Source organism: Halorubrum yunnanense, from assembly GCF_026586675.1.
GTDB lineage: Archaea > Halobacteriota > Halobacteria > Halobacteriales > Haloferacaceae > Halorubrum > Halorubrum yunnanense.
Genome location: NZ_JAODIX010000031.1, coordinates 78749 through 100589 on the forward strand (window position 1 = coordinate 78749; position 21841 = coordinate 100589).

Genomic DNA, 21841 nt, shown 5'->3' on the forward strand with positions numbered 1-21841 from the left:
GGGCGTCCCTCGACACACATGACCGAGGGCGACGGCGGAGACGGTGGACACGCGAGCGAGGGGGGAGAACCGAGCGAGGGCGACGAGGAGCTCACCTACGCCGACGCCGGCGTCGACATCGACGCGAGCGAGGCGGCGACCGCGGCGCTGATCGGCGCGGTCGGCGAGGCCGAGGGCGACTACGCCGGCCTCCTCGACATCGGCGACCGGTACCTCGCGCTCGCGACCGACGGCGTGGGGACGAAGCTCCTCGTCGCCGAGGCGCTCGGCGACTACTCGACGGTCGGCATCGACTGCATCGCGATGAACGTCAACGACCTCGTCGCCGCCGGCGTCCGCCCCGTCGCGTTCGTCGACTACCTCGCCGTCGACGAGCCGGACGAGCGGTTCGCCGAACAGGTGGGCGACGGGCTCTCGCGCGGCGCCGAGCTCGCCGACATGGAGCTCGTCGGCGGCGAGACGGCCGTGATGCCCGAGGTGGTCCGCGGGCTCGACCTCGCGGGCACCTGCGCCGGGCTCGCCGCCAAGGATGCGGTGTTCGACGGCGCGGCCCGGCCGGGCGACGCCCTCGTCGGCTGGCGCTCCTCCGGAATCCACTCGAACGGGCTCACGCTGGCGCGGGAGGCCGTCACGCGCGACCACGCCTACACCGATCCCTGCCCGTTCGAGGGGTACGAGACGCTCGGCGAGGCCCTCTTGGAGCCGACTCGGATATACACCGACCTGCTCGACCCGATGCGCGCACACGGCGTCCGCGGCGCGGCCCACGTGACGGGCGGCGGCTGGACGAACCTGACGCGGCTCGGGGATCACCACTACGCGATCGAGGACGCGTACGACCCGCAGCCCGTCTTCGAGTTCGTGCAGTCCGAGGGGCGCGTCTCCGACGAGGAGATGCACCGGACGTTCAACATGGGCACCGGCTTCGTGGCCGCGCTCGACGCCGCCGACGCCGAGTCGCTAGCCGACGAGACCGAGGGTCGTGTGATCGGGCGTGTCGAGGAGAGTGAGGGCGACGAGGGGAGCGTCGCGATCCGCGGATTAGACATATAAATGGTCGCTGTCGGTGGGGAGCCGGCTGCTGTCGGCGCGGATCCGGTTGCTGTCGACATCGTCGTCGTTCATTTATAAATGGCTGCTGTCGTGGGGGCGTCCTCTGGAGAGGCTCCGCGCGTTCACTCATAAATCGTTGCTCGCGCGGTGAACTGTTTCGGATTCTCATTCGCTCATTTATAAATGGTTGATAGCAGATCGGCAGCGAACACCTCCAAAGCCCCAGCCGTTTATTTATAAGTAGTTGACGCCGGATCGACGGTGAACAGCTTCAAAGCCCCAGCCGCGAGGACTCGCGCGGCTCGCTGTGCTCCTCGCTCAGTCGCTAACGCTCCTTCGCTACGGTGCTTGCATCGCCATGCTTCGTCCTCGCGACTGCCCCTTTGAGTCCCATCCCGCACAGCACCGCACGGCACCTCATACCTCCCCAGCCTCGCGGCTCGCGCTTGTCAGCGGTCGCCGCGTCCAGCGAGGGACCTCCGGTCCCTCTGGCAGCCGGCGCGTAGCGCCGGCGACCTCGCGCGTGCGACTCGCGCCCTGTCGGGCGCTCGTCGGCACGCGCCACCGCACCGCCTCGTTTATTTATAAAGAGTCGTCGTCGCCGTTCTGCGCGGCTTCGACGCGGTCCGCCGTCGACTCCAGCGCCTCGGCCAGCGTTCTCGCTTGCGCGGGCGAGAGGTCGATCTCGTCGGCGTGGGCGGGGAGGTCGTCGATCGCCGTGTTGTCGAGTTCGACTTCCAGCGTGACCTGCTCGGGGTCCTCGCGGGGCGCGGTGACGTTCACGACACCGGGCGCGTCGGCCTCGAACTCGTGGCCGCGGGCGCGGCCGTCGACGAGATCGAGCGTCGTATAGGCGTTCACGCGGAGCAGTCGGTCGGACATCTCAGTCGTCCGCCGGCGTCGAGGGCGCGTCCTCCATCGAGTCGTTCTCGGCGTACGGGTACCAGGTGCGCTTCGTGTTGTGCATCATCGGGTCCTCGTAGTCGGTCTCCTCCGGGTCGACGAACGCGTCCAGCTCGTCGTCGTCGTGGCCGGCGACGAACGCGCGGAACGACTCGTCCTCGTCGCGCTCGGCGGCGAAGCTCTCGACCAGGTTCGCGATCGCGCCCGGCACCTCGTCGACGGGCACGCGCTGGGTGACCCACCGAGCGAACTGCGGGTCCTCGCCGAGCCCGCCGCCGAGGCCGACGTCGAGCGCCTCGACGGGGTCCCCGTCCTTGCGGGTCTTCATCCCGCGCAGGCTCACGTCGGCGATCTGCGGCTGCGCGCAGGAGGCCGTACAGCCGGAGAGGTGGATGTGGAACTCGTCGACGTCGTCCGGGAGGTCGACGTTGGCCTTCAGCCAGCGGGCGAACCGGACCTGCCGGTTCTTCGTCTCGACGATCGACAGCGAGCAGAACTCGGTGCCGGTACACGCGACCGAGCCGCGCATGAACGGCGAGGGGGACGGCGAGTAGTGGTCTAGGAGGGGCTCGTCGAGGAACTCGTCGATGGCGTCGTCCGGCACGTCGGTGACGATGACGTTCTGGCGCTGCGAGAGCCGCACCTCGCCGGAGCCGTACTCCTCGGCGAGGTCGGCCAGATTGAGGACGTCGGCGGCGCCCATCCGCCCGACGAGTACGTTCAGCCCGACGAAATTCGTCCCGTCCTTCTGGCCGTGGACACCGATCAGGTCGTTGCGCTCGCCCTCGCCGGCGTTGTAGCTGTACTCCTCGCGAACGTCGCGCCCGGCGGTCTCAAGTTCGAAGTCGACGTACTCCTCCTGTAGCGTCTCGCGGACTTCGTCCGCGCCCCACTCGTCGACGAGGAACTTCACGCGGGCGTTGTACCGGTCCTCGCGGTCGCCGTTGTCGCGGAACAGCGCGGAGAGCCCGCCGGCGACGTCAGAAACGCGCTCCGGCGGCACCCAGACGTCGATGTCGCGGGCGAGCCGCGGCTCGTTACGCGCGAGCCCGCCGCCGACGCGGACGTTGAAGCCGACGACGTCCTCGGTCTCGTCGCCGTCGCCCGCCCCGCCGACCGTCTTGTACGCGGGCTCGAACGCGAGGTCGTTGATGTCGCCCTGCCCGGAACCGTCGGCGGAACCGGTCACGGAGACCTTCCACTTCCGCGGGAGGTTCGCGTGGTCGTCGTTCCCCTTGAACGTCTCGTTGAGCTCGGCGATGACGGGCCACGCGTCGATCACTTCCTGCCCGTCCTTGCCCGCGACCGGGTTCCCGACGATATTCCGCCAGGAGTCGCCGCAGGCCTGCTGGGTGGAGAGGCCGTTTTCCTCCAGCTTCTCGAAGATCGCCGGCACGTCCGACAGCTCGATCCAGTGGAGCTGGATCGACTGTCGGGTGGTGAAGTCGGCGTAGGCGTCGCCGAAGACCGGGTTCGTCCCGGGCCCGCGGGCGTACTCGTCGGCGATCTCGCCGACGGTCCGGAGCTGTCCGGGTTCGAGCACCCCGTTCGGGGTCCCGATCCGCATCATGAAGTACCCCTCCTGCCCGTTCCGCTGGTGGTAGAGGCCCCACCACTTGAAGCGCTCGAACCACGCGTCCCGCTCGTCGTCCGGGATCGACTCGTACCCCTCCTCAGCGAACTCGAACAGGCGGTCACGGACCTCGTTCCCGTACGCCTCCGACTTCCAGTTTTCGACGTCTGTTGGCATCGATCCCGCCTACACCGGACACCCACATAGGCGACCGCGTCGGGTCAACGTTCCCCGGTGCCCCACCGATGAAGCATATGTTGCCGCTTTCCTCAGGGCCCCACGCGGCGGACCGCGGAGCGGTCGATTTCGGTGAACTCGCCCCCGCGTACCCGCCCGATCGGGACCCATCCGGTCGTCCCCGTCGCCCCGCACGCGATACACTGGCCGTAGACGCGGGCCTCCACGCCCGCGCCGTCGACGCCGACCTCTTGGAAGTTCTCGACGACCAGATCGACCAGATCGCAGGCGCAGAAACCGGGCGCGTCGAGCCGCCACAGTTCGCTCACACGCACTTCCCGGCTGTCGTCGACGGATATCCACGCCCCGTCGTCGAGGACGCGCAATCGAGTGGTCACGGCCGTCGTTCGCCCGCGACGACCCAATGGGTGACGGTGGTCGCAATCGGCGACCGTGTCGGTGACGCCGCGAGATCGGAAACCCGCCCGACTGCACCGACCTCTCCCGTAAAATTAGCATCCGAACTATCGGACACAAAATCCGGTATCCGAGAGCGGTGGTCCGATTTACAGGTGTACCGATGCTTATGGCTCGTGCCCGCTTACACCCGTGTGATGACCGATTCGGTTCCCGACTCCACCGGCGATCGACCCGTCGGCTTGACCGACGACGAGTACCGACAGCACGCCTCCGCGGACGTGGCGCCCGAGCTCTTCGCGCGCACGGCCGAGCGACGATGACCGAGCGCCGTGACCCCGAGACGCGGAACGACGAGCGAGGAGACGCCGAGGCCGACGCGGACGACGAAGCGGATGCCGGTCTCCAGCCTGACGCGGACGACGAGGCGGGCTCCGGCCCCGAGCCCGACGAGGACACGGGACACCTCGACGACATCGAGGACGGCGTCGGCTGTACCGAAATCTGGGAACGGCTCTCAGAGCAACGAGAGGGGTAGCTCACCGTCGCACGCCGATCGGCCCCGCACGTCGGCCGATCCCGCACGCCAGGGCGCGCGCGGCGCGGCGTCGGTCTCGACGAGTACGCTGCGGAAGGGGTCTACGACAGGTGCGCGGCGATGTCAGCCTCGGTGAGGATCCCGACCGTCTCGCCGCCCTCGGTGACCATCACGGCCTTGTAGTGGTCCAGCAGGTTCCGGGCCTCGTCGACGGTCGCGCTCGTCGCGACCGTGGGGAACGACTCGCTCATCACCTCGCTGACCGGGTGATCGCCGACGTTCTCGCCCGCGTGAACCACGTCACCCTGGCTGATCGAGCCGACGGGCACGCCGTTCTGGAGCACCGGAAGCTGCGAGTACGCCTCTCCTTCCATCAGGTCGACCGCCTCGCGCACCGCGTCGTCGGGCGCGACGCTGATCACCGTCTCGTTCATCAGGTCGGTCGCCCGCACGACCTCGCCTTCCGCCTCCTGGAGCGCGTTGACGATCCGCCGGAGCGTCGAGAGCCGCGGGTCGACGTCGCCGCCCTCGATCCGGGCGATCAGGGGCTGGGAGACGTCCGCCGCGTCCGCCAGCTCGCTCTGAGTCAGCTCCAGCGTCGTCCGCCGCTCGCGGAGGTCCTGTGGCGTCGGGAGTTCCATACGTCGAATAACTCCGGGTTATTAGAAAAGGTTTCGACGGCGACCGATATCGCCCCGACCGTCGCCGCGAGTGCGGGAGGAGGCGGAGAGCCTACTCGTCGCCGTCGTCGTCCTCGTCGCCCTCCGTCTCGGCGATCTCGATGACCTCGAGGGGGACGTCTCGCAGCGCGCCGCCGACCTCGCTCTTCGCGATCCGCTCGGCGTGCTCCTCGCTGTCGGCGTTGAAGATGTCGATCTCCAGGAGGAGGCCGACCAGGGCCGTGTTCGCCGCGAGGAACGCGGCGTCGAACGGCTCGCCGCAGGCCGGACAGCCGGTGAGGCCGGGCTCGACCTCGACGTACTGCTTGTCCGTCTCGTTGAGTCGCTTGCCGGCTTCGCTGACCGCGACGCCGATGGCGTCGTCGGTCTCCTCGACGTCGCGGACCAACCAGGCGGCTTCCATCGCGACTTCGTAGTTGCTCATACCCGAGTCGAGGGACCGCAGGGTCTCCTTTCTTGTGGTTCGCCCGCGGTCCCCGTGAAAACCGGCGTCCCGAGAGTGACGAGAACGGCCCCTCGCCTACAGCCGGTCGACGATCGCCGCAGTGACCTCGTCGGTCGTCGCGTCGCCGCCGAGGTCGCCGGTGCGGGGGCCGTCCGAGAGCACGCCCTCCACGGCGTCGCGCACGCGCTGTCCCTCCTCGCCGTAGCTGAGGTACTCCAGCAGCATCGCGGCCGACAGTACCGCCGCCGTCGGGTTCGCGATCCCCTGGCCGGCGATGTCGGGCGCCGTGCCGTGGACCGGCTCGAACAGCGCGTTGTCGTGGCCGACGTTCGCCGACGGGAGCAGGCCGAGCCCGCCGACGAGCCCGGCCGCCAAGTCCGAGAGGACGTCGCCGGCGAGGTTCGGGCAGACGACCACGCCGTACTGCGTCGGGTCGAGCGGGAGCTTCGTCGCGAACGCGTCCATCAGCTCCTCGTCGGCGTCGACGCCGCGCTCCTCGGCGACCGAAAGCACCTCATCGCGGAACCGGCCGTCCGTCTCGCGCATCACGTTCGCCTTGTGCGCGACGGTGAACCCGTCTTCGGGGCCGCCGACGGGCCCGCGTCCGTCCGTGACGAACTCGCAGGCGAACTCCGCCAGTTCGCGCGAGGCCGACGAGGTGACGACCCGCGTGAGCGTCGAGAGGTCCTCGGAGAGCCGGCCCTCGTGGCCCGAGTAGACGCCCTCGGTGTTCTCTCGCAGGAAGACGACGTCCGTCTCCGGGCGGACCGCGTCGACGCCGGGGTACGCCCTCGCCGGCCGGACGTTGACGAACGAGTCGACGGCGTCACGCAGCGGGAGGATGACGTCGGCGGCGGTCTCGCCGGCCGCGCCGAACAGCGTCGCGTCCGCGTCCGCGGCGAGCTCGTAGGTTTCCGCCGGGAGCGCCTCACCGGTCGCCTCCTCCGTCGCGTCGCCCGCCTCGGCGGAGACGAACTCGAAGCCGAGGTCGAACGCCTCAAGCACCTCGAGGGCGGCCGGGACGACTTCTCGGCCGATCCCGTCGCCCTCGATGACGACGATCTCCTCGCCCATTCAGTCGTCACCCTCGACGTAGGGGAGCCCGTCGACGGTCGCGTCGACCTTGCTCCGATTCGAGTACATCAGCGCGGTCGTGTCCCAGATGCCGTCGATCAGCGCCTCCCGCATCGCGTCGTCGACGTCGACGTCGATGACGGTGTCGCCGTACGCCACGGTCTTGGCCTCGACGTCGATCTCGACGTCGCCGTCGGGGTTGTCCTCGATCCACGCCTGGAGCTCCGTGACCGTCTCGTGGTCGGCGGTGACCGCCGGGATCCCGAGCGACTTGCAGTTGTCGCGGAAGATCTCGGCGTACGACTCGCCGACGACCCCGTCGATCCCCCACCGCATCATCGCCTGCGGGGCGTGCTCTCGGGAGGAGCCGCAGCCGAAGTTGGAGTTGACGACCGCGATCGACGCGCCCTCGAAGCGATTGAGCGGGTGGTCGTTGAACTCCCCGTCGTCGTCCCGCCGGGCGTCGTAGAAGAGGTAGTCCGCCATGTTGTCGAACGTGACCTCCTTCATGAACTTCGCCGGCAGGATCTGGTCGGTGTCGACGTCGTCGCCGGGGATCGGCACCCCGGTGCCGGCGACGTCGGTGATGTGCTGGTCTTCGCTCATCGCGTCTCACCTCCAGTGAGACCGATGACGAAGACGTCGTCGCGCGACTCCGTCGTGCGACGGAAATCCGCGCCCGGATCGGCGTCGGGGGCCATCAGTCCGCCACCTCCTCGACGCCGCCGGCACCGCCCGTCGGCCCATCGTCTAGGTAGTCGCGCGCGTCGGTGACCTCGCCCTCGACGGCCGCGGCCGCGACCATCGCGGGGCTCATCAAGACGGTGCGGCCGTCCTTCGACCCCTGCCGCCCGACGAAGTTGCGGTTCGAGGAGGAGGCGCACACCTCGTCGCCCTCCAGGGCGTCGTCGTTCATCGCGAGGCACATCGAGCAGCCGGCGCGCCGCCACTGGAAGCCGGCGTTGATGAAGACCTCGTCGATGCCGCGCTCCTCGCACTGCTGACGCACGGTCTCGGAGCCGGGGACGGCCAGCGCGCGGACGTCCTCGTCGACCGTGTTGTCCTCGAGGATCTTCGCGGCCTCCTCGAAGTCGGAGAGGCGGCCGTTCGTGCAGGTGCCCAGGAACGCCACGTCGACGTCGTAGCCGAGCATCGACTGGCCCGGCTCGATCTCCATGTGGTCGAGCGCTTGCTCTGCGGCCTCCCGGTCCGTCCGGGCCTCGAAGTCGTCCGGGCCCGGGACCGGGTCCGAGATCTCGATCACCTGCCCGGGGTTGATCCCCCAGGTGACGAGCGGGTCGAGCCCGTCGGCGTCGACCGTGACGACGTCGTCGTACTCGGCGTCGTCGTCCGACGCGACCGACTCCCAGTACGCCTTCCGACCCTCGAAGGCCTCGCCCTCGGGGGCGTACTCGCGGCCCTCCAAGTACTCGTAGGTCGTCTCGTCCGGGTTGATGTAGCCGGCGCGGGCGCCGCCCTCGATAGACATGTTACACACCGCGAGCCGGCCCTCCATGTCGAGCGCCTCGATCGCGGGGCCGCCGTACTCGTACACGTGACCGACGCCGCCGTCGACGCCGAGGTCCTGAATCACCTTCAGGATCACGTCCTTCGCGTAGACGCCCTCGCCGAGCTCGCCCTCGACCTCGACCCGGCGGACCTTCTGTTTGTCCGCCGCGATACAGCCCGTCGCGAGCACGTCGCGGATCTGGCTCGTCCCGATGCCGACGCCGATGGAGCCGAACGCGCCGTGGGTCGCCGTGTGGCTGTCGCCGCAGGCGACGGTCATCCCCGGCTGGGAGAGGCCCAGCTCGGGGGCGACGACGTGGGTGATCCCCTGTTTGCCCGACTCGAAGCCGAAGAAGGTGATCCCGTTCTCGCTCACGTTGCGTTCGAGCGCGGAGAGCATCTCCTCGGCCTGGTCGTCGGCCAGCGGGCGCTCGCGCTTGTCGGCCTCCGTGGGCGCGATGTGGTCCGTCGTCGCGAACGTCCGCCCCGGGTACGCGACGTCGAGGTCGCGCTCGCGCAGCATCCCGAACGCCTGCGGGCTCGTCACCTCGTGGACGAGGTGGAGCCCGACGAACAGCTGGTCCTGGCCGTTCGGGAGCTCTGTCACCTTGTGTCGCTCCCACACCTTGTCGTACAGCGTCCCCTCGCTCATCAGGCCGACACCTCGGCCGACTCCTCCTCGCCTTCGTCGGCCTCCTCCTGCCACGCGAACAGGTCGCGCAGCTCCTCCCCGACGGCCTCGATCTCGTGGTTCTTCTCGGCGTTACGGAGCTGGGTGTACGCCGGCCGGCCGGCCTGATTCTCGGAGATCCACTCACGAGCGAAGGTGCCGTTCTGGACGTCTTCGAGGACCTCCTCCATGTTCGCGCGGACCTGATCGTCGATGATCTCGTCGCCTCGGCTGAGCCCGCCGTACTCGGCGGTGTATGAGACGGAGTCCCACATGCCGCCGAGCCCGTCCTCGTACATCAGGTCGACGATGAGCTTGAGCTCGTTGAGCACCTCGAAGTACGCCATCTCCGGCGAGTAGCCGGCGTCGACGAGCGTCTCGTACCCCTGCTTAATCAGCGAGGTGACGCCGCCGCAGAGGACGGCCTGCTCGCCGAACAGGTCGGTCTCGGTCTCCTCGCGGAACGACGTCTCGACGACGCCGGCGCGGGTACAGCCGATGGCGGCCGCGTACGCGAGCCCCTTGTCGTGGGCCTCGCCCGTGGCGTCCTGGTAAATGGCCAGCAAGCCGGGGGTCCCCTCGTCGTTCTCGTAGTTGCGGCGGACGAGGTGACCGGGGGACTTCGGCGCGACCATCGTCACGTCGACGTCCTCGGGCGGCTGGATCTGGTTGTAGTGGATGTTGAATCCGTGCGCGAACTGGAGCGTGTCGCCGGCCTCCAGATTCGGCTCGACGGCGTTCTCGTACACGTCCGGCTGGACCGTGTCGGGGACGAGGACGCTCACGACGTCGGCCTCAGCGGCCGCGTCCGCGGGGGTCTCGTACCGGAGCCCGTCGCTCTCGGCGGCCGCTCGCGAGGAGCTGTCCTCGCAGAGGCCGACGACCACGTCCACCCCGCTCTCGGCGAGGTTCTGCGCGTGGGCGTGGCCCTGCGAGCCGTAGCCGAGGACGGCCACGGTCTCGTGCGCGATCGCCTCCTCGTCGGCGTCGTCGTCGTAGTATACTGTCGAATCGAACGTCTGCGTGTCTTCGGTCATGTGTATCGTGTGGTCCGCGTGTCAGTCGTCGTGGGTGGTCGGTTCGCCGGCCGTTCCGGGTTTCTCTCCGGGCGCAGTCGGGGTATCGCCGCGCGCGAGCGCGGTCTGGCCCGTCCGGGCGATCTCGATAATGCCGAACTGGCGGAAGGCGTCGAGCGCGTCGTCGATCCGTGCCTCGTCGCCGGTGAGCTGGACGGTGATCGTCCGCGGCCCGGCGTCGAGCGTCCGACCGTCGTACATCTCGGCGACGGCGTGGACCGCCGCGGGGTCATCGGCCTCGACCTTCAGCAGGACGAGCTCGGCGGTGACCGCGTTGCCGGACACCTCCCCGACGGAGATCACCGGCTTCAGCTTGGCCATCTGCTTTTCGATCTGGTCGATGCCGGGGTCCGTCTCCTCGACGACCATGGTGATCCGCGAGTGGCCGTCCACGGTCGTCGGGCCGACGGTGAGGCTCTCGATGTTGAACTGGCGCCGGGAGACGAGCCCGGAGACGCGCGCGAGCACGCCCGGTTCGTCCTCCACGAGCGCCGAGATGACGGCCCGGCGCGACTCGTGTTCCGCCTCGACGACGGGGTCGATCCGGATCCCTTCGAGGTTCCGGCGTCCGGTCGGGTGGTCCCGCTCCTCGGGGCCGGGCTGCTCGCTCGGCGCTGGTCGCGGGTCGGGCTCGGGTACGCCGGCGTCGGAGGGGGAGCCCCCGTCGGCCGCGGGTCGAGAGTCGGGCGAATCGCCGCTCATAGCTGGTCCTCCGCGGCGGCGAACTTGCCGTTCGCGCCGCCGCTCGGCACCATCGGCAGGACGTTCTCCTCGGGGTCGACGTGGAAGTCGATCACGGCGGGCCCGTCGTAGTCGAGCGCCTCCTCGACCGCGGGGGCGACCTCGTCGTAGTCGTCGACGCGGAGGCCGAGGGCGCCGAACGCCTCGGCGAGCTTGTCGAACTCGGGCATCCACGTGTAGTCGGACGCCATGTGGCGCCCCTCGTAGAAGGCGTCCTGCCACTGCCGCACCATGCCGATGTACTCGTTGTTGAGCACCGCGACGGTGATGTCGAGGTCCTCGCGGACGGCGACGGAGAGCTCCTGCATCGTCATCAGGAAGGAACCGTCGCCGTCGAAACAGACCACGTCGCGGTCCGTCTCGCCCATGTTGTCGGCGGCGACACGCGCGCCGACCGCGGAGGGCACGCCGTACCCCATCGTCCCCAGGCCATGTGAGGAGACCCACGTCCGGGGGTCCGTGTACGTCCAGAACTGGGAGGCCCACATCTGATGTTGGCCGACCCCGGTCGTCACGATGGTGTCGTCGTCGGTCGCCTCGTCGAACGCCTCGACGACGAACTGCGGCTTCAGCGGCTCGTCATCCGGCGTCGCGTACGTGAGCGGATACGTCTCCTTCCACTCGGCGCAGCGCTCGCGCCACGCCTCGGCGTCGGGCGCCGCGCGGACCGCCGCGGTGAGCTGGTCGATGACGCGCCCCGCGTCGCCGATCAGCGGGTGGTCCGCGTGGACGTTCTTGCTGATCTCGGCGGGGTCGATGTCGACGTGGACGACCTCGGCCTCCGGCGCGAACGTGTCGATCCCGCCGGTGAGTCGGTCGTCGAACCGGGTCCCGACCGCGATCAGGCAGTCGGTATGGGTGATCGCCATGTTCGCGTAGCCGGTGCCGTGCATCCCGGCCCACGAGAGGCTCAGATCGTCGTCCTCGGGGAAGGATCCGATCCCGGGCATCGTCGTCGTCACCGGGATCCCGTACGTCCGCGCGAACGTCCGCGCGGTGTCGCTCGCCTCGGCCTTGATCACGCCGCCGCCGAACAGACAGAGGGGGCGCTCGGCCTCCTCGATAGCGCGCGCGGCCGCCTCGACCGCGTCGGCGTCGGCGTTCGGGTCGGGGTCGGTGCCGGCCGGCGGCGCCGCCGGTCCCGGCGTCCGGTCGGTCTCGTCCTGCGTGACGTCCTTCGGGAGGTCGACGAGCGTCGGTCCCGGGCGGCCGGCCCGCGACAGCTCGAACGCCTCGCCGACGGTGTCGCCAACGCTGTCGGCGCCGTTCGCGAAGTAGTTGTGCTTCGTGATCGGTCGCGTGACGCCGATCGTGTCGGTCTCCTGGAACGCGTCGTTGCCGACGAACTCGGTCGGCACCTGCCCGGTCAGCGCGAGCATCGCGTCCGAGTCCATGTCCGCGTCGGCGATCCCGGTGACGAGGTTTGTCGCCCCGGGCCCGGACGTGGCCAGGCAGAGCCCCGGTTCCCCGGAGACGACGCCGTACGCGTCGGCCGCGTGGACGGCGCCCTGCTCGTGGGCCATCGTGACGTGGTCGATCGACGAGCTGTACAACGCGTCGTAGACGGGCATGATCGCCCCGCCCTGAACGCCGAAGGCGGTCTCCGCGCCGGCCGCCTCGAGGGCGGCGACGACCGACTCCGCGCCGGTCGAAACCGCCCCCGCGGCGGGGGTCTCGTCGAGGTCGCCGTCGGGCGCCCCGTCGGCCCCCTCAGTCGGCTCCTCGGAGCCCTCCGGGTCGTCCTCTCGTGGGTGTGCTGCTGTGTCGCTCATTGTCGTGGTAGTGTTCGGTGGTGCATCTCTCGCGCGTGGGGGTTCGGTCCGAACGCCGAAATCGCGGGCGAGCCGCGGCGCGCCCTCTGGCGTTCGTCGGTGCGTCGAGTCGGTGAGGAAGGGGTAGCGTAGGGGGTCAGACCCCTACGATGATCGGCGCGACGGCTCCGGCGACGTCGGCTGTCGTCGGGGTCGCGGTGCGCCGTCGCATCTCGCTCTGACCAACGGAGTCTGGGTATAAATCCCTGTCGGGGCACCGGTCCGGCGGACCGGCTTCCTGTCCCGCGGCGACCCGCGGCGACCCGGCCCGCGGGAGCCCTCGCCGGCGCGCTCGGCGGTCGCTCCGCGGGCTCCCCGCTCAGGGGGGCGGCCATCAGACCCGGACCTCCTCCTCGCGGTCGATGCCGGCCTCCTCGGCGAACCGCTCGACGTCGCCGGCGGTCACCTGGCGCTTGCCGGCGCCGTACTCCTTGACGCGTTTGGTGATGTGCCGGACCTCGCCGTCGCTCGGGTCGAAGCCGGCCTCCACCAGATGCTTGCGCACGCTGTGGGTGCCGGTGTGTTTCCCGAGCACGAACTCGCGCTCGGCGCCGACCATCTCGGGCGTCATCACGCCGGTCTCGAACGTGTCGCTGTTCTCGATGACGCCGGCGGCGTGGATGCCCGACTCGTGGGCGAACGCGTTCCGTCCGGTGACCGGCTTGTTCGCGGGCACGGGGATGTCGGACGCCTCCTCGACGATCCGCGCCAGCTTGGTGATCTGGGTCGTGTCGATGCCGGTGTCGACGCCGTACACCGACTCGACCGCCATCACGACCTCCTCGTAGGCGGCGTTGCCGGCGCGCTCGCCGATCCCGTTGACCGACACCTGCGCCTGGTGGGCGCCGTTCTCGAAGCCCATGACCGCGTTCGCCGCGGCCATCCCGAAGTCGTCGTGGGTGTGCACGTCGACGCGCGCGTCGGTGGCGTCGACGACCGCCTTCACCGTCTCGCCGAAGCTGCTCGGCATCCCGACGCCGCAGGTGTCGGGGATGTTGATCCAGTCGGTGCCGGCGTCCGACACCGCCTCGACAATGTCGATCAGGTAGTCCGGGTCGGTCCGCGTCGCGTCCATCGGCGAGAACATGCACTCGACCCCGGCGTCTTTTACCTGCTCGACGGCGTCGATCGCGCGCTGTTTCGCCTCCTGTCGGGTCGCGTGCATCGAGTCCTCCAGCTGGACGTCGCTGGTGGAGACGAACACGTGGACCATCTCGACGCCGGAGTCGATGGCGGCGTCGATGTCGCCCTCGACGACCCGCGCCAGCCCGCAGACGGTGGTGTCCGTCGCGGCGGCGATGTCGCTTACGGCCTCGAACTCCGCGTCCGAGTTCACCGGGAACCCCGCCTCGATGACGTGGGTGTTCATGTCGTCCAGCGTCGCCGCTATGCGGCGCTTCTCGTCGTAGCTGAACGACGTACGTGGTGACTGTTCGCCGTCTCGTAACGTCGTGTCGAAGATCCGTACAGGACCGATATCGATGTTAGAAGCTATCGTGCCCTGGAAGAACTCGATCCGCCGGGGTGTCCGACGAAGCCTCCGTGATGTCTGTCATCGACTGTCGAAAGCACGGTCGAGAACTTAACGCTTGTGCCGCTCGCAAAAACGGCTCGGCGTCGACGGCTTCGTGGCGACCTCCGCCGTCGGAAGACCGCCCGACACCAACGACCCCCAAATCCCTTATATTATTTATATTCAGGTCGGCCAGATCCGGAAATGTGGTTTCGGAACCGAGTTCATAACCCCGATCGACGTTCGTCTCGTTTCGGCCGCGCCCCGCCCGCGAGCCGTCGGCCGTCGGAACCCCCGTCGTGACTGACACCGGAACCGATCGGCGTCACGCGTCACGCGGTCGACCGGCGTCGGGGTCGCGCTCGCGGACCGCGTCGAGCAGGGCCCCCCCGTCGACGTCGGCGTCGACCTCGACGAGCCGGTCGGCCGCCGCGAGGACCGCCGCGTTCGGGCCGGACCGGTCGCCTCCGGCCGAAGCGCCGGTGCCGTCCTCCGTGGCCCGACCGACGGCGACCGTCGCGTCGGCGTCGCGAGCGAGCGCGGCCGCGGCCTCGCGCCTCGCCGCCTCGACGGGTTCGAACGGGGGGGCGGCGACGACTTCGGCGTCGGCGTCGCGGGCGGTCTCGGCGGCCGCGTCGCCCTCGGGGACCACGCCGACCGAGAGCTCGTGACCGTCGGTCGCGAGGCGGGCGACGACCCGGGAGGCCGCCCGTCCCGTCCCGACAACGTGGAGTCGTCGCGCGGGCACGCTGCTCTCGTCGCGGTCCCCGACCCCGTCGAACGCGGTGACCGCGGGGGTCCCGGTTGCGGGGTTCCGCCCGACGAACGCCTCGGCGTCGAACGCGGCCCGCAGCGCGTCCGCGGTCAGCACCTCGTCCGGCGGGCCGGCGGCGTGGACGCCCCCGTTCGCCAGGACGACGATCCGGTCGCAGTACCGGGCCGCCACGTCGAGGTCGTGGATCGCCGCGAGCGCGCCCCGCCCGTCGTCGACGAGGTCGCGGACGAGCTCGAGGGTGCGCACGGCGTGGTTCGGGTCGAGGCTCGCGGTCGGCTCGTCGAGCAGCAGCGCTCGCGTCCCCTGCGCCAGCGCTCGCGCGAGCAGGACGCGCTGACGCTCCCCGCCCGAGACCGCCGTGATCGACCGGTCGGCGAAGCGCGCGACCCCCGCCGCGTCCATCGCCTCCCGGACCGCTCGGTCGTCGTCGGCGCTGTGGCCGTCGAACCGACCCAGGTGCGGGGTCCGCCCCATCTCCACCACGTGGCGCACTCGGAAGTCGAACGCGAGACTCGTCTCCTGCGGGACGCTGGCGACGCGCCGGCCGGCCTCCCGGGCGGAGAGGTCGCCCGCGGCCTCGCCGTCGAGCCGGACCTGTCCCGAATCGGGCGTCAGCGCCCCCTTGATCGCCCGGATCACCGTCGTCTTCCCCGCGCCGTTCGGCCCGACGAGCCCGACGAGTTCGCCGCGCTCGACCCGGAGGTCAACCCCGGAGACGACCGGCACGTCGCCGAACGACACCGCGAGGTCGGCGACCTCGACGAGGGGGTCGTCCCCGGTGTCGGTGGGCGAGAGGTCGCCACTCTCCCCGTTTTCGCGCCCCTCAGCGGTCGATTCAGCGCTCACAGCTCGTGCACCTCCCGGTTCACGAGCAGGTAGACGAAGAAGGGCGCGCCGACCGCGGCGGTGACGATCCCCACCGGCAGCTCCGTGCTCCCGGCGCGGGCGACCGTGTCGGCGGCGACGAGGAACGAGCCGCCCGCGAGCGCCGCGGTCGGCAGCAGCACCCGGTGGTCGGGGCCGACGACCAGCCGGAGGATGTGGGGGACGATCAGCCCGACGAAGCCGATTATCCCCGCGAAGGCGACGCCCGCGGCCGTGATCAGCGCCGAGGCGCCGAGCAGGATCCGCTTGGTGCGCTCCACCGCGATCCCGAGCCCGCGCGCCTCCTCCTCGCCGAGCAGGAGGACGTTGAGGTCGCGGGCGTACACTAAGAGGAGGACGAAAAGCGGCGGTACCACGACCGCCGTCGCGGCGACCTCGCTCCAGACGACGCCGGAGAGGTGACCCATCAGCCACGCGACGACCCGTCGGAGCGACTCGCCGGCCTGCAGCTGGAGGTACGAGATGACCGCGCCGAGGAACGTCTGGACCGCGACGCCCGCGAGCAGCAGGGTCGCCACCGGCGTCCGGCCGTGTCGCGTCGCGATCGCGTAGACGCCGAAGGCGGCCGCCAGCGCCCCGACGAACGCGAAGAGGCTGACCCCCGCGCCGTGCGAGAGCCCCACGTCGACCGCGCCGATCAGGGGGAGCGTCACGGTGGCCGACAGCGCCGCGGGGAAGACGATGAAGGCGACGGCGCCGACCGCCGCCCCGGAGGAGACGCCGATGATGGAGGGGTCGGCCATCGGGTTCCGGAAGAACCCCTGCATGACCGTCCCGGCCGCCGCGAGCGCGAAGCCGACCAGCGCGGCCATCAGGATCCGGGGGAGTCGGACGCCGACGACGATCTGCGCGTGGACGTCGTCGATCGGGTACGCGAACGGCGAGGCGTACCTGAGACCGGCCTTCGGAAGCGTCAGTGCCCCCGTCTGGGCCGAGCTCGTCTCGACCCCGACCGGCACGCTCACCGCGTTCAACACGGCCTTGACGACCTCCGCGGGTGGGATCCGGACGGGACCGATCGCGGCGCTCACCACGACCACGGCGAGGAGCGCGGCGGCTAATCCCGCCGACCAGACGGACGCCCGCGTCCAGGCACTCATTCGTTTTCCAAGAGGACTTGTAGTAGGTAAGTACTTATTGGACGAGACGCGAATTCGGTCTAATGCGAACAAGGTACGTCATCGCGATGGCCCTGCTCGTGACGGCCGCCCTGGTGGGCGGCGTCGCGGGCCCGGCCGCGGGCGCACAGCCGACGACTGAGTCGCCGACCGTCGAGGGGGCCGCCGACGGCCCGAGCGTTCACCAGACCGACGACGCGTGCGGGTTCCCGGTCGAGCTGACCGACGCGACGGGGACGACGATCACGCTCGACGAGGCGCCCGAGCGGATCACGACGACGAACCCGTCGGCCGCCCAGACGCTCTGGGAGCTCGGCGAGCGGGACCGCGTCGTCGGCGTGACCCAGTACGCCGCCTACCTCGACGGGGCCGGCGAGCGGACGAACGTCTCGGCGGAGGGGCTCGGCGTCAGCGTCGAGCGCGTCGTCGGCACCGAGCCGGACCTCGTGCTCGCGCCGAACGCGTCGGCGGGCCAGGTCGAGGCGCTCCGCGAGCAGGGGCTCACGGTGTACCACTTCCCCGAGGCGACCTCCATCGGGGCTATCGCAGAGAAGACCGAGACCGTCGGCCGCCTCGTCGGGAACTGCGAGGCCGCCGCCGAGACGAACGCGGAGATGAATCAGGCCGTCGCGGACGCCGAGAACCGGACCGCCGACCTCGACCGTCCGAACGCGCTGTACCCGCTCAGCAGCAACTTCGTCGCCGCGAACAACACGTTCATCAACTCGATCATGGACGCCGGGGGCGTGAACAACGTCGCGGCCGCGGAGGCCGACGGCTACCCGCAGCTCTCGGACGAGGTGATCCTCCAGACCGACCCCGACCTGATCTTAGTGACGACCCCCGACGCGGTGGTCCTTGGCGAAGAGCCGTACGCCAGCACGACCGCCGGGGTCGAGGGGAACTACGTCGTGATGAACGAGAACTACCTCAACCAGCCGGCGCCGCGGAGCGTGATCGAGTCGACGACCACGCTCGCGACCGCGGTCGAGGAGCTCCAGACCGAGGGCGACGGTGAGACCGCGACCGACGGCGACGGTGACACCGACGACGGTGAAACGGACGGAGACGACGGCGAGAGCGGAACAGATGGCGGTGACGGATCGACCGGAGACGGAAGCGACGGTGCGGCCGACGGCGACAACGATAGCACCGGCGACTCGGCGCCCGGATTCGGCGTCGTCGCCGCGCTGGTCGCGGCAATTGCGGCGGCGCTGATCGCGCGGCGACCGTAGGCGTCGACCGGACAGAAGCCGACGCAGGGAGAGAGAAAGCCGTGACCGGCTCCGGCGACCCCTACTGGTTCGCCGACCGGGCGTCCAGCGCGACCGGAATCGACCGGGCGGCGACGTCGCCCGCGAACGCCTCGCCGTCCGCCTCGAGCTTCTCGAAGGTGTCGTAGTGGATCGGGACGACCAGGTCCGGGTCCATCGCCTCGGCCAGTTCCGCGCTCGCGCGGCGGTCGGAGACGATGCCGCCGCCGCCGATGTTCGCGAGGAACACCGAGACCTCCAGCTCCGCGAACGCGTCGAGCGCGTCCGAGTCGCCCGGCCAAAAGACGGTCCGGTCGCCGAGCCCGAGGAGGAACCCGCAGCCGAGCCCCGGCGGGTGCGTCACCGAGCCGTCGGGCCCGGCGTTCGGCCCCTCGGGGTCGTTGTGGGCCGCGACCGACCACACGGTCGCCTCCCCGGCGGGCGTGTCGACGTCGACGCGCGACTCGTCGTCGACCCGGATCACGTCGTAGTCCTCGGCGAGCGAGTCGATCGGCTCCACGTCGCGGTCGATCTCCGCGGGCTCGACCGCCTCGTATATCACGAGCGTCGCGGTCTCGGTCGCCACCGACCGGATCCCCTCGGGGTCGTAGTGGTGGTCGTGGGTGACGACGACGAGGTCGCCGTCGCGCGCCCAGTAGTCGTCGAGGACGCCGTACCGCCCCGGGTCGGTGTAGGCGACCGGGCCGTCCTCGGGCGCGAGCCGCGCCGTCGCGTAGCCGAGCCACTCCGCCGCGAAGCCGTCGTAATGGACCGTCACGGCTCCTGATCCGACTGCGGGCGCCTTGAGGGTGGCTATGCGGGTCGACGGGTCGGCCGCTACGAGGCCCGCTCGCCACGACCCCCGACCGCTACGACGAGTCGACCGCGTCGACGCGGATCAGGTCCCACGCGTCGTCGATGACGGCTTCCGCGCCGTCGCCCTTCTCGCCCTCGCTTCTCCGCTCGGGCGCGACCGCCGCACCGAGCGCGTGCTCCGGGACGATGGGCATCGGGATCGGGACGTACCCCGCGGACCGCATCGGCGCGAAGCCGCTGGCGCTCTCGACGACTTCGCCGTCGCTCCCGCGCCGCACCCGGAACCGCTTGTCGTCGGGGTGGCGGCTGTACGCGTACGGGAACGCCTCCGCCGGCGGCTCCCGGAGGCTTTCGACGCCCGCGAGCACCGCCACGACCCGCCCGTCGACCTCGCAGACCAGCCGCGGGACGACCGGGCTCCCCGCCTCGTCGACGGGGGCGGCGTCGACCCCCGGCCCCGCGGGGACGGGCCCAATCGGCGTGTCGGTCTCGCGCCACGCGAACGTCGGCTCGCCGAGCCCCTCGGACCGGACACAGGCGTACCCGCCGCCGGGGACGGGGATCCGGTCCGGACCGGCGTGGAACGTCCGGTGCCCGTCGCGCTCGGCGACGAGGAGCGACGGGTCGGCGAGCAGGGACCGCACCGTCTCGGCGGTCGCGTCGTCGTCGACGACGAAGCAGGCGCGGTGCTCGCGGTCGAGCGCGTGCGCGAGCCGCGACGCGATCACTGTCGCGGTCGCGTCGTCGGGCGTGAGCGGCTCGACCGCGAGCGCCGTTCCCCCGGATCGGGGGGTCGCGACCGCCGGCGGTTCGGTCCGCGTCTCCGGGTGCGCGACCTCGTAGCCGTCGTCGTCGAGTCGGGCCGCGGCCGCGTCCGTCAGCCGCCGTCGCGTCGCGTCCCCGAGCGGGCCTGGCATGAAGGGTGGTAGGACCCGGAGGCTGAAGCGGGTTTCGCGTGGCCGGTCCGCGCCCGGTCGTGGGCGCGGACGCCTGTTAAACGGATTCCGCCGAGTCGCCGGCGAGCCGCGCGACCCGCTCCAGCGAGTCGGCGTCCCCGACCGACTTGTCCTCGCGCACGCCGACGAACCGGGGGAACCGCAGCGCGTAGCCCGACGAGTACGTCGGCGACGTCTGGATCTCCTCGTAGCCGACCTCGATGACGACCGCCGGGCTGATCGAGAGCTCGGTCCCGTCCTCGCTCACGACGTGAGGCTCCAGCCGCTCGGTGAGGGCGGCGAGCTCCTCGTCGGTGAGGCCGGTCGCGACCTTGCCGATCGCGGCGAACCCGTCGCCGTTCCCCCCTCCACGCGCCGAGTCCCCTCCGTCCGCCCGCACTCCGAGCAGGAACGTCCCGAACAGGTCCGCGCGGCGCCCTTCGCCCCACTCCGCCCCGACGACGACCGCGTCGAGCGTCTCCACGTCTGGCTTGCGCTTCAGCCACTCCCGACCGCGGTCGCCCGGGGTGTAGGTCGCGTCCGGGTCCTTCAGCATGACGCCCTCGTGGCCCGCCTCCAGCGCGGCCGCCTCGGCCGCCTCGATCGCCTCGGCGTCGCTCGCGAGCTCCAGCGTCGCGGCCGCGCCCGGGAGGACGTCGACGAGGCGCTCGTGGCGCACCCGGAGCGGCTCGTCGAGCAGGTCCGCCCCGTCGGCGTGGAGGCAGTCGAAGGCGTGGAGCCGGAGCGACACCTCGTCGCGCATCCGGTTGACGTCGTGTTTGCGGCGGAACCGGCGCAACACCTCCTGGAACGGGAGCGGGTCGCCGTCGTCATCGACCGCGACGACCTCGCCATCGAGGATGACCGGGACGTCGACGCGGTCCGCGACGCGCTCGACTACCTCCGGGAGCGCGTCCGTCACGTCGTCCATGTTCCGGGAGTAGAGCTCCGGCCCAAGTCCGCCTCCGTCCGCCCCCCTTCCGCCCTCTGGCACGTAGTGGACCTGCACGCGCGCCCCGTCGAACTTCGTCTCGACGGCGGCCTCGCCGAACGCCTCGACCGCGTCGGTCGCGGTCCCCGCCTGCGCGAGCATCGCCTGCACGGGGCGCCCGACGACGAGGCCCTCCCCGCGGAGGCCGGCGAGCCCCTCGTCGCGCGCGAGGACCGCGACGCGGCCGTAGTCGTTCGTCACCTGCAGCGCGCGCTCGACGGCCGCGACCGCCTCGTCGCCGGCGCGGAGGGTCGGGTCGTCGTCCGCCGTCTCGGCACGCTCCCCGTCGTCGCCCTCGCCGGCGTCTCCCGGCGCTCCCGCGAGGAACGCCTCCGCGACCGCGTCCCGGACGGTGCCCTCGCCGACGCCGATCCGCATCTCGCCGAGCACGAGGCGCGCGAGGAACTTCGCCTCGGCAGGCTCGCAGCGGTTGAAGAGGCCGAACAGCGCGTCGAGCTTGCGCGACTCGCTGCCGTCGCCCGACGCGGCCGCCAGCTCCCGCAGCGCCGAGTCCAACGCGGCGACGGTGAGCGCGTCGCGCCCCTCGCCGAAGGCGGCGAGGCCGCGCTGGCCGCCGAACTCGAAGCCGGCGGCGACCGCGCCGATCTCCCCCGCCGACGCGAGCCGGTCCTCGACGTCGGCGGCGGTCACGTTCGGGCCCGCGGCGCGGGCGATCGCCGCTCGGCACAGCGCCGGGCCGACGTCGAGCGTCCGGGTGTCGTGCGCCGGGAAGACGCGACCGAGCAGGAAGCGGGTGACCGTCGCGAGGTCGTCGCCGTCGGCCGCGCAGGACAGATCGGCGACCGCGAGCGTCGTCTCGATGTCGCCCGGATCGGCCCCGATCCGCTCCGCCCGGGCGGCGAACGTGGCGAACTCCATGCGTTCAGT

General features: G+C 70.9%; 21 protein-coding genes. 4 read left to right on the forward strand and 17 right to left on the reverse strand.

The window, feature by feature from the left end; genetic code table 11:
• The first annotated feature begins 18 nt into the window (after positions 1 to 18).
• Complete coding sequence (gene purM, locus N5096_RS08695) at positions 19 to 1053, forward strand: phosphoribosylformylglycinamidine cyclo-ligase (protein WP_267664011.1); 1035 nt, start codon at positions 19 to 21, stop codon at positions 1051 to 1053.
• Between the two features lie 582 nt (positions 1054 to 1635).
• On the opposite strand, the gene N5096_RS08700 is transcribed toward purM, so the two are convergent.
• From N5096_RS08700 to N5096_RS08710, 3 genes are all read right to left on the reverse strand, one after another.
• Positions 1636 to 1935, reverse strand: a complete 300-nt coding sequence (locus N5096_RS08700) for a DUF6360 family protein (protein ID WP_267664013.1) — start codon at positions 1933 to 1935, stop codon at positions 1636 to 1638.
• A 1-nt stretch (position 1936) separates the two neighbouring features.
• A complete protein-coding gene (locus N5096_RS08705; RefSeq protein WP_267664014.1) occupies positions 1937 to 3706 on the reverse strand; it encodes a nitrite/sulfite reductase in 1770 nt (589 codons plus the stop codon).
• Positions 3707 to 3798: 92 nt separating this feature from the next.
• A complete protein-coding gene (locus tag N5096_RS08710; RefSeq protein WP_267664016.1) occupies positions 3799 to 4104 on the reverse strand; it encodes a DUF8134 family protein in 306 nt (101 codons plus the stop codon).
• A gap of 216 nt (positions 4105 to 4320) precedes the next feature.
• On the opposite strand from N5096_RS08710, the gene N5096_RS08715 reads away from it, so the two are divergent.
• Positions 4321 to 4446 carry a hypothetical protein gene (locus N5096_RS08715; protein WP_267664018.1) on the forward strand — a complete coding sequence of 42 codons (126 nt, stop codon included), beginning with the start codon at positions 4321 to 4323 and terminating at the stop codon, positions 4444 to 4446.
• The gene (locus tag N5096_RS08720) at positions 4443 to 4661 is read left to right on the forward strand and encodes a hypothetical protein (protein WP_267664020.1); all 219 of its coding nucleotides are present in this window, start codon (positions 4443 to 4445) and stop codon (positions 4659 to 4661) included. Before N5096_RS08715 ends, N5096_RS08720 begins: the two co-directional genes overlap by 4 nt.
• Before the next feature lie 101 nt (positions 4662 to 4762).
• Here the strand turns inward: N5096_RS08720 and N5096_RS08725 are convergent, their stop codons facing one another.
• The 11 genes from N5096_RS08725 to btuC all read right to left on the reverse strand — a co-directional run bounded on the left by N5096_RS08725 (position 4763) and on the right by btuC (position 16940).
• Entirely contained in the window at positions 4763 to 5302 is a 540-nt protein-coding gene (locus tag N5096_RS08725) for a CBS domain-containing protein (RefSeq protein ID WP_267664021.1), read from the reverse strand.
• Between the two features lie 91 nt (positions 5303 to 5393).
• The gene (locus tag N5096_RS08730; protein WP_267664022.1) at positions 5394 to 5765 is read right to left on the reverse strand and encodes a DUF555 domain-containing protein; all 372 of its coding nucleotides are present in this window, start codon (positions 5763 to 5765) and stop codon (positions 5394 to 5396) included.
• A gap of 96 nt (positions 5766 to 5861) precedes the next feature.
• A complete protein-coding gene (locus N5096_RS08735; protein WP_267664023.1) occupies positions 5862 to 6860 on the reverse strand; it encodes an isocitrate/isopropylmalate family dehydrogenase in 999 nt (332 codons plus the stop codon).
• Positions 6861 to 7466, reverse strand: coding sequence for a 3-isopropylmalate dehydratase small subunit (gene leuD, locus N5096_RS08740; RefSeq protein ID WP_267664025.1), 606 nt, complete (start codon positions 7464 to 7466; stop codon positions 6861 to 6863).
• A gap of 94 nt (positions 7467 to 7560) precedes the next feature.
• Entirely contained in the window at positions 7561 to 9021 is a 1461-nt protein-coding gene (gene leuC, locus N5096_RS08745) for a 3-isopropylmalate dehydratase large subunit (protein WP_267664026.1), read from the reverse strand.
• A complete protein-coding gene (ilvC, locus tag N5096_RS08750; protein ID WP_267664028.1) occupies positions 9021 to 10076 on the reverse strand; it encodes a ketol-acid reductoisomerase in 1056 nt (351 codons plus the stop codon). The genes leuC and ilvC overlap by 1 nt, the downstream gene beginning before the upstream one ends.
• Positions 10077 to 10097: 21 nt before the next feature.
• Positions 10098 to 10817 carry an acetolactate synthase small subunit gene (ilvN, locus tag N5096_RS08755; RefSeq protein ID WP_267664030.1) on the reverse strand — a complete coding sequence of 240 codons (720 nt, stop codon included), beginning with the start codon at positions 10815 to 10817 and terminating at the stop codon, positions 10098 to 10100.
• Positions 10814 to 12628 (reverse strand): biosynthetic-type acetolactate synthase large subunit, encoded by a 1815-nt coding sequence (gene ilvB, locus N5096_RS08760; RefSeq protein ID WP_267664032.1) that lies wholly within the window; start codon positions 12626 to 12628, stop codon positions 10814 to 10816. Before ilvB ends, ilvN begins: the two co-directional genes overlap by 4 nt.
• Before the next feature lie 373 nt (positions 12629 to 13001).
• Positions 13002 to 14183, reverse strand: coding sequence for a LeuA family protein (locus N5096_RS08765; RefSeq protein WP_425493563.1), 1182 nt, complete (start codon positions 14181 to 14183; stop codon positions 13002 to 13004).
• Positions 14184 to 14505: 322 nt separating this feature from the next.
• A complete protein-coding gene (locus tag N5096_RS08770; RefSeq protein ID WP_267664033.1) occupies positions 14506 to 15801 on the reverse strand; it encodes an ATP-binding cassette domain-containing protein in 1296 nt (431 codons plus the stop codon).
• Complete coding sequence (gene btuC, locus N5096_RS08775) at positions 15798 to 16940, reverse strand: vitamin B12 ABC transporter permease BtuC (RefSeq protein ID WP_267664036.1); 1143 nt, start codon at positions 16938 to 16940, stop codon at positions 15798 to 15800. Before btuC ends, N5096_RS08770 begins: the two co-directional genes overlap by 4 nt.
• Positions 16941 to 17002: 62 nt before the next feature.
• Here btuC and N5096_RS08780 point away from each other — a divergent pair, with 62 nt between their 5' ends.
• Positions 17003 to 18193, forward strand: a complete 1191-nt coding sequence (locus N5096_RS08780) for a PGF-CTERM-anchored ABC transporter substrate-binding protein (protein ID WP_267664037.1) — start codon at positions 17003 to 17005, stop codon at positions 18191 to 18193.
• 61 nt (positions 18194 to 18254) lie between these two features.
• Here N5096_RS08780 and N5096_RS08785 read toward each other — a convergent pair whose 3' ends face one another.
• The 3 genes from N5096_RS08785 to ligA form a co-directional block, all read right to left on the reverse strand.
• On the reverse strand, positions 18255 to 18989 hold the full coding sequence (locus N5096_RS08785; protein ID WP_267664039.1) for an MBL fold metallo-hydrolase: 735 nt from the start codon (positions 18987 to 18989) through the stop codon (positions 18255 to 18257).
• Between the two features lie 91 nt (positions 18990 to 19080).
• The gene (locus N5096_RS08790; RefSeq protein WP_267664040.1) at positions 19081 to 19944 is read right to left on the reverse strand and encodes a hypothetical protein; all 864 of its coding nucleotides are present in this window, start codon (positions 19942 to 19944) and stop codon (positions 19081 to 19083) included.
• 76 nt (positions 19945 to 20020) lie between these two features.
• Positions 20021 to 21832, reverse strand: a complete 1812-nt coding sequence (ligA, locus tag N5096_RS08795; protein WP_267664042.1) for an ATP-dependent DNA ligase LigA — start codon at positions 21830 to 21832, stop codon at positions 20021 to 20023.
• Positions 21833 to 21841 lie beyond the last annotated feature (9 nt).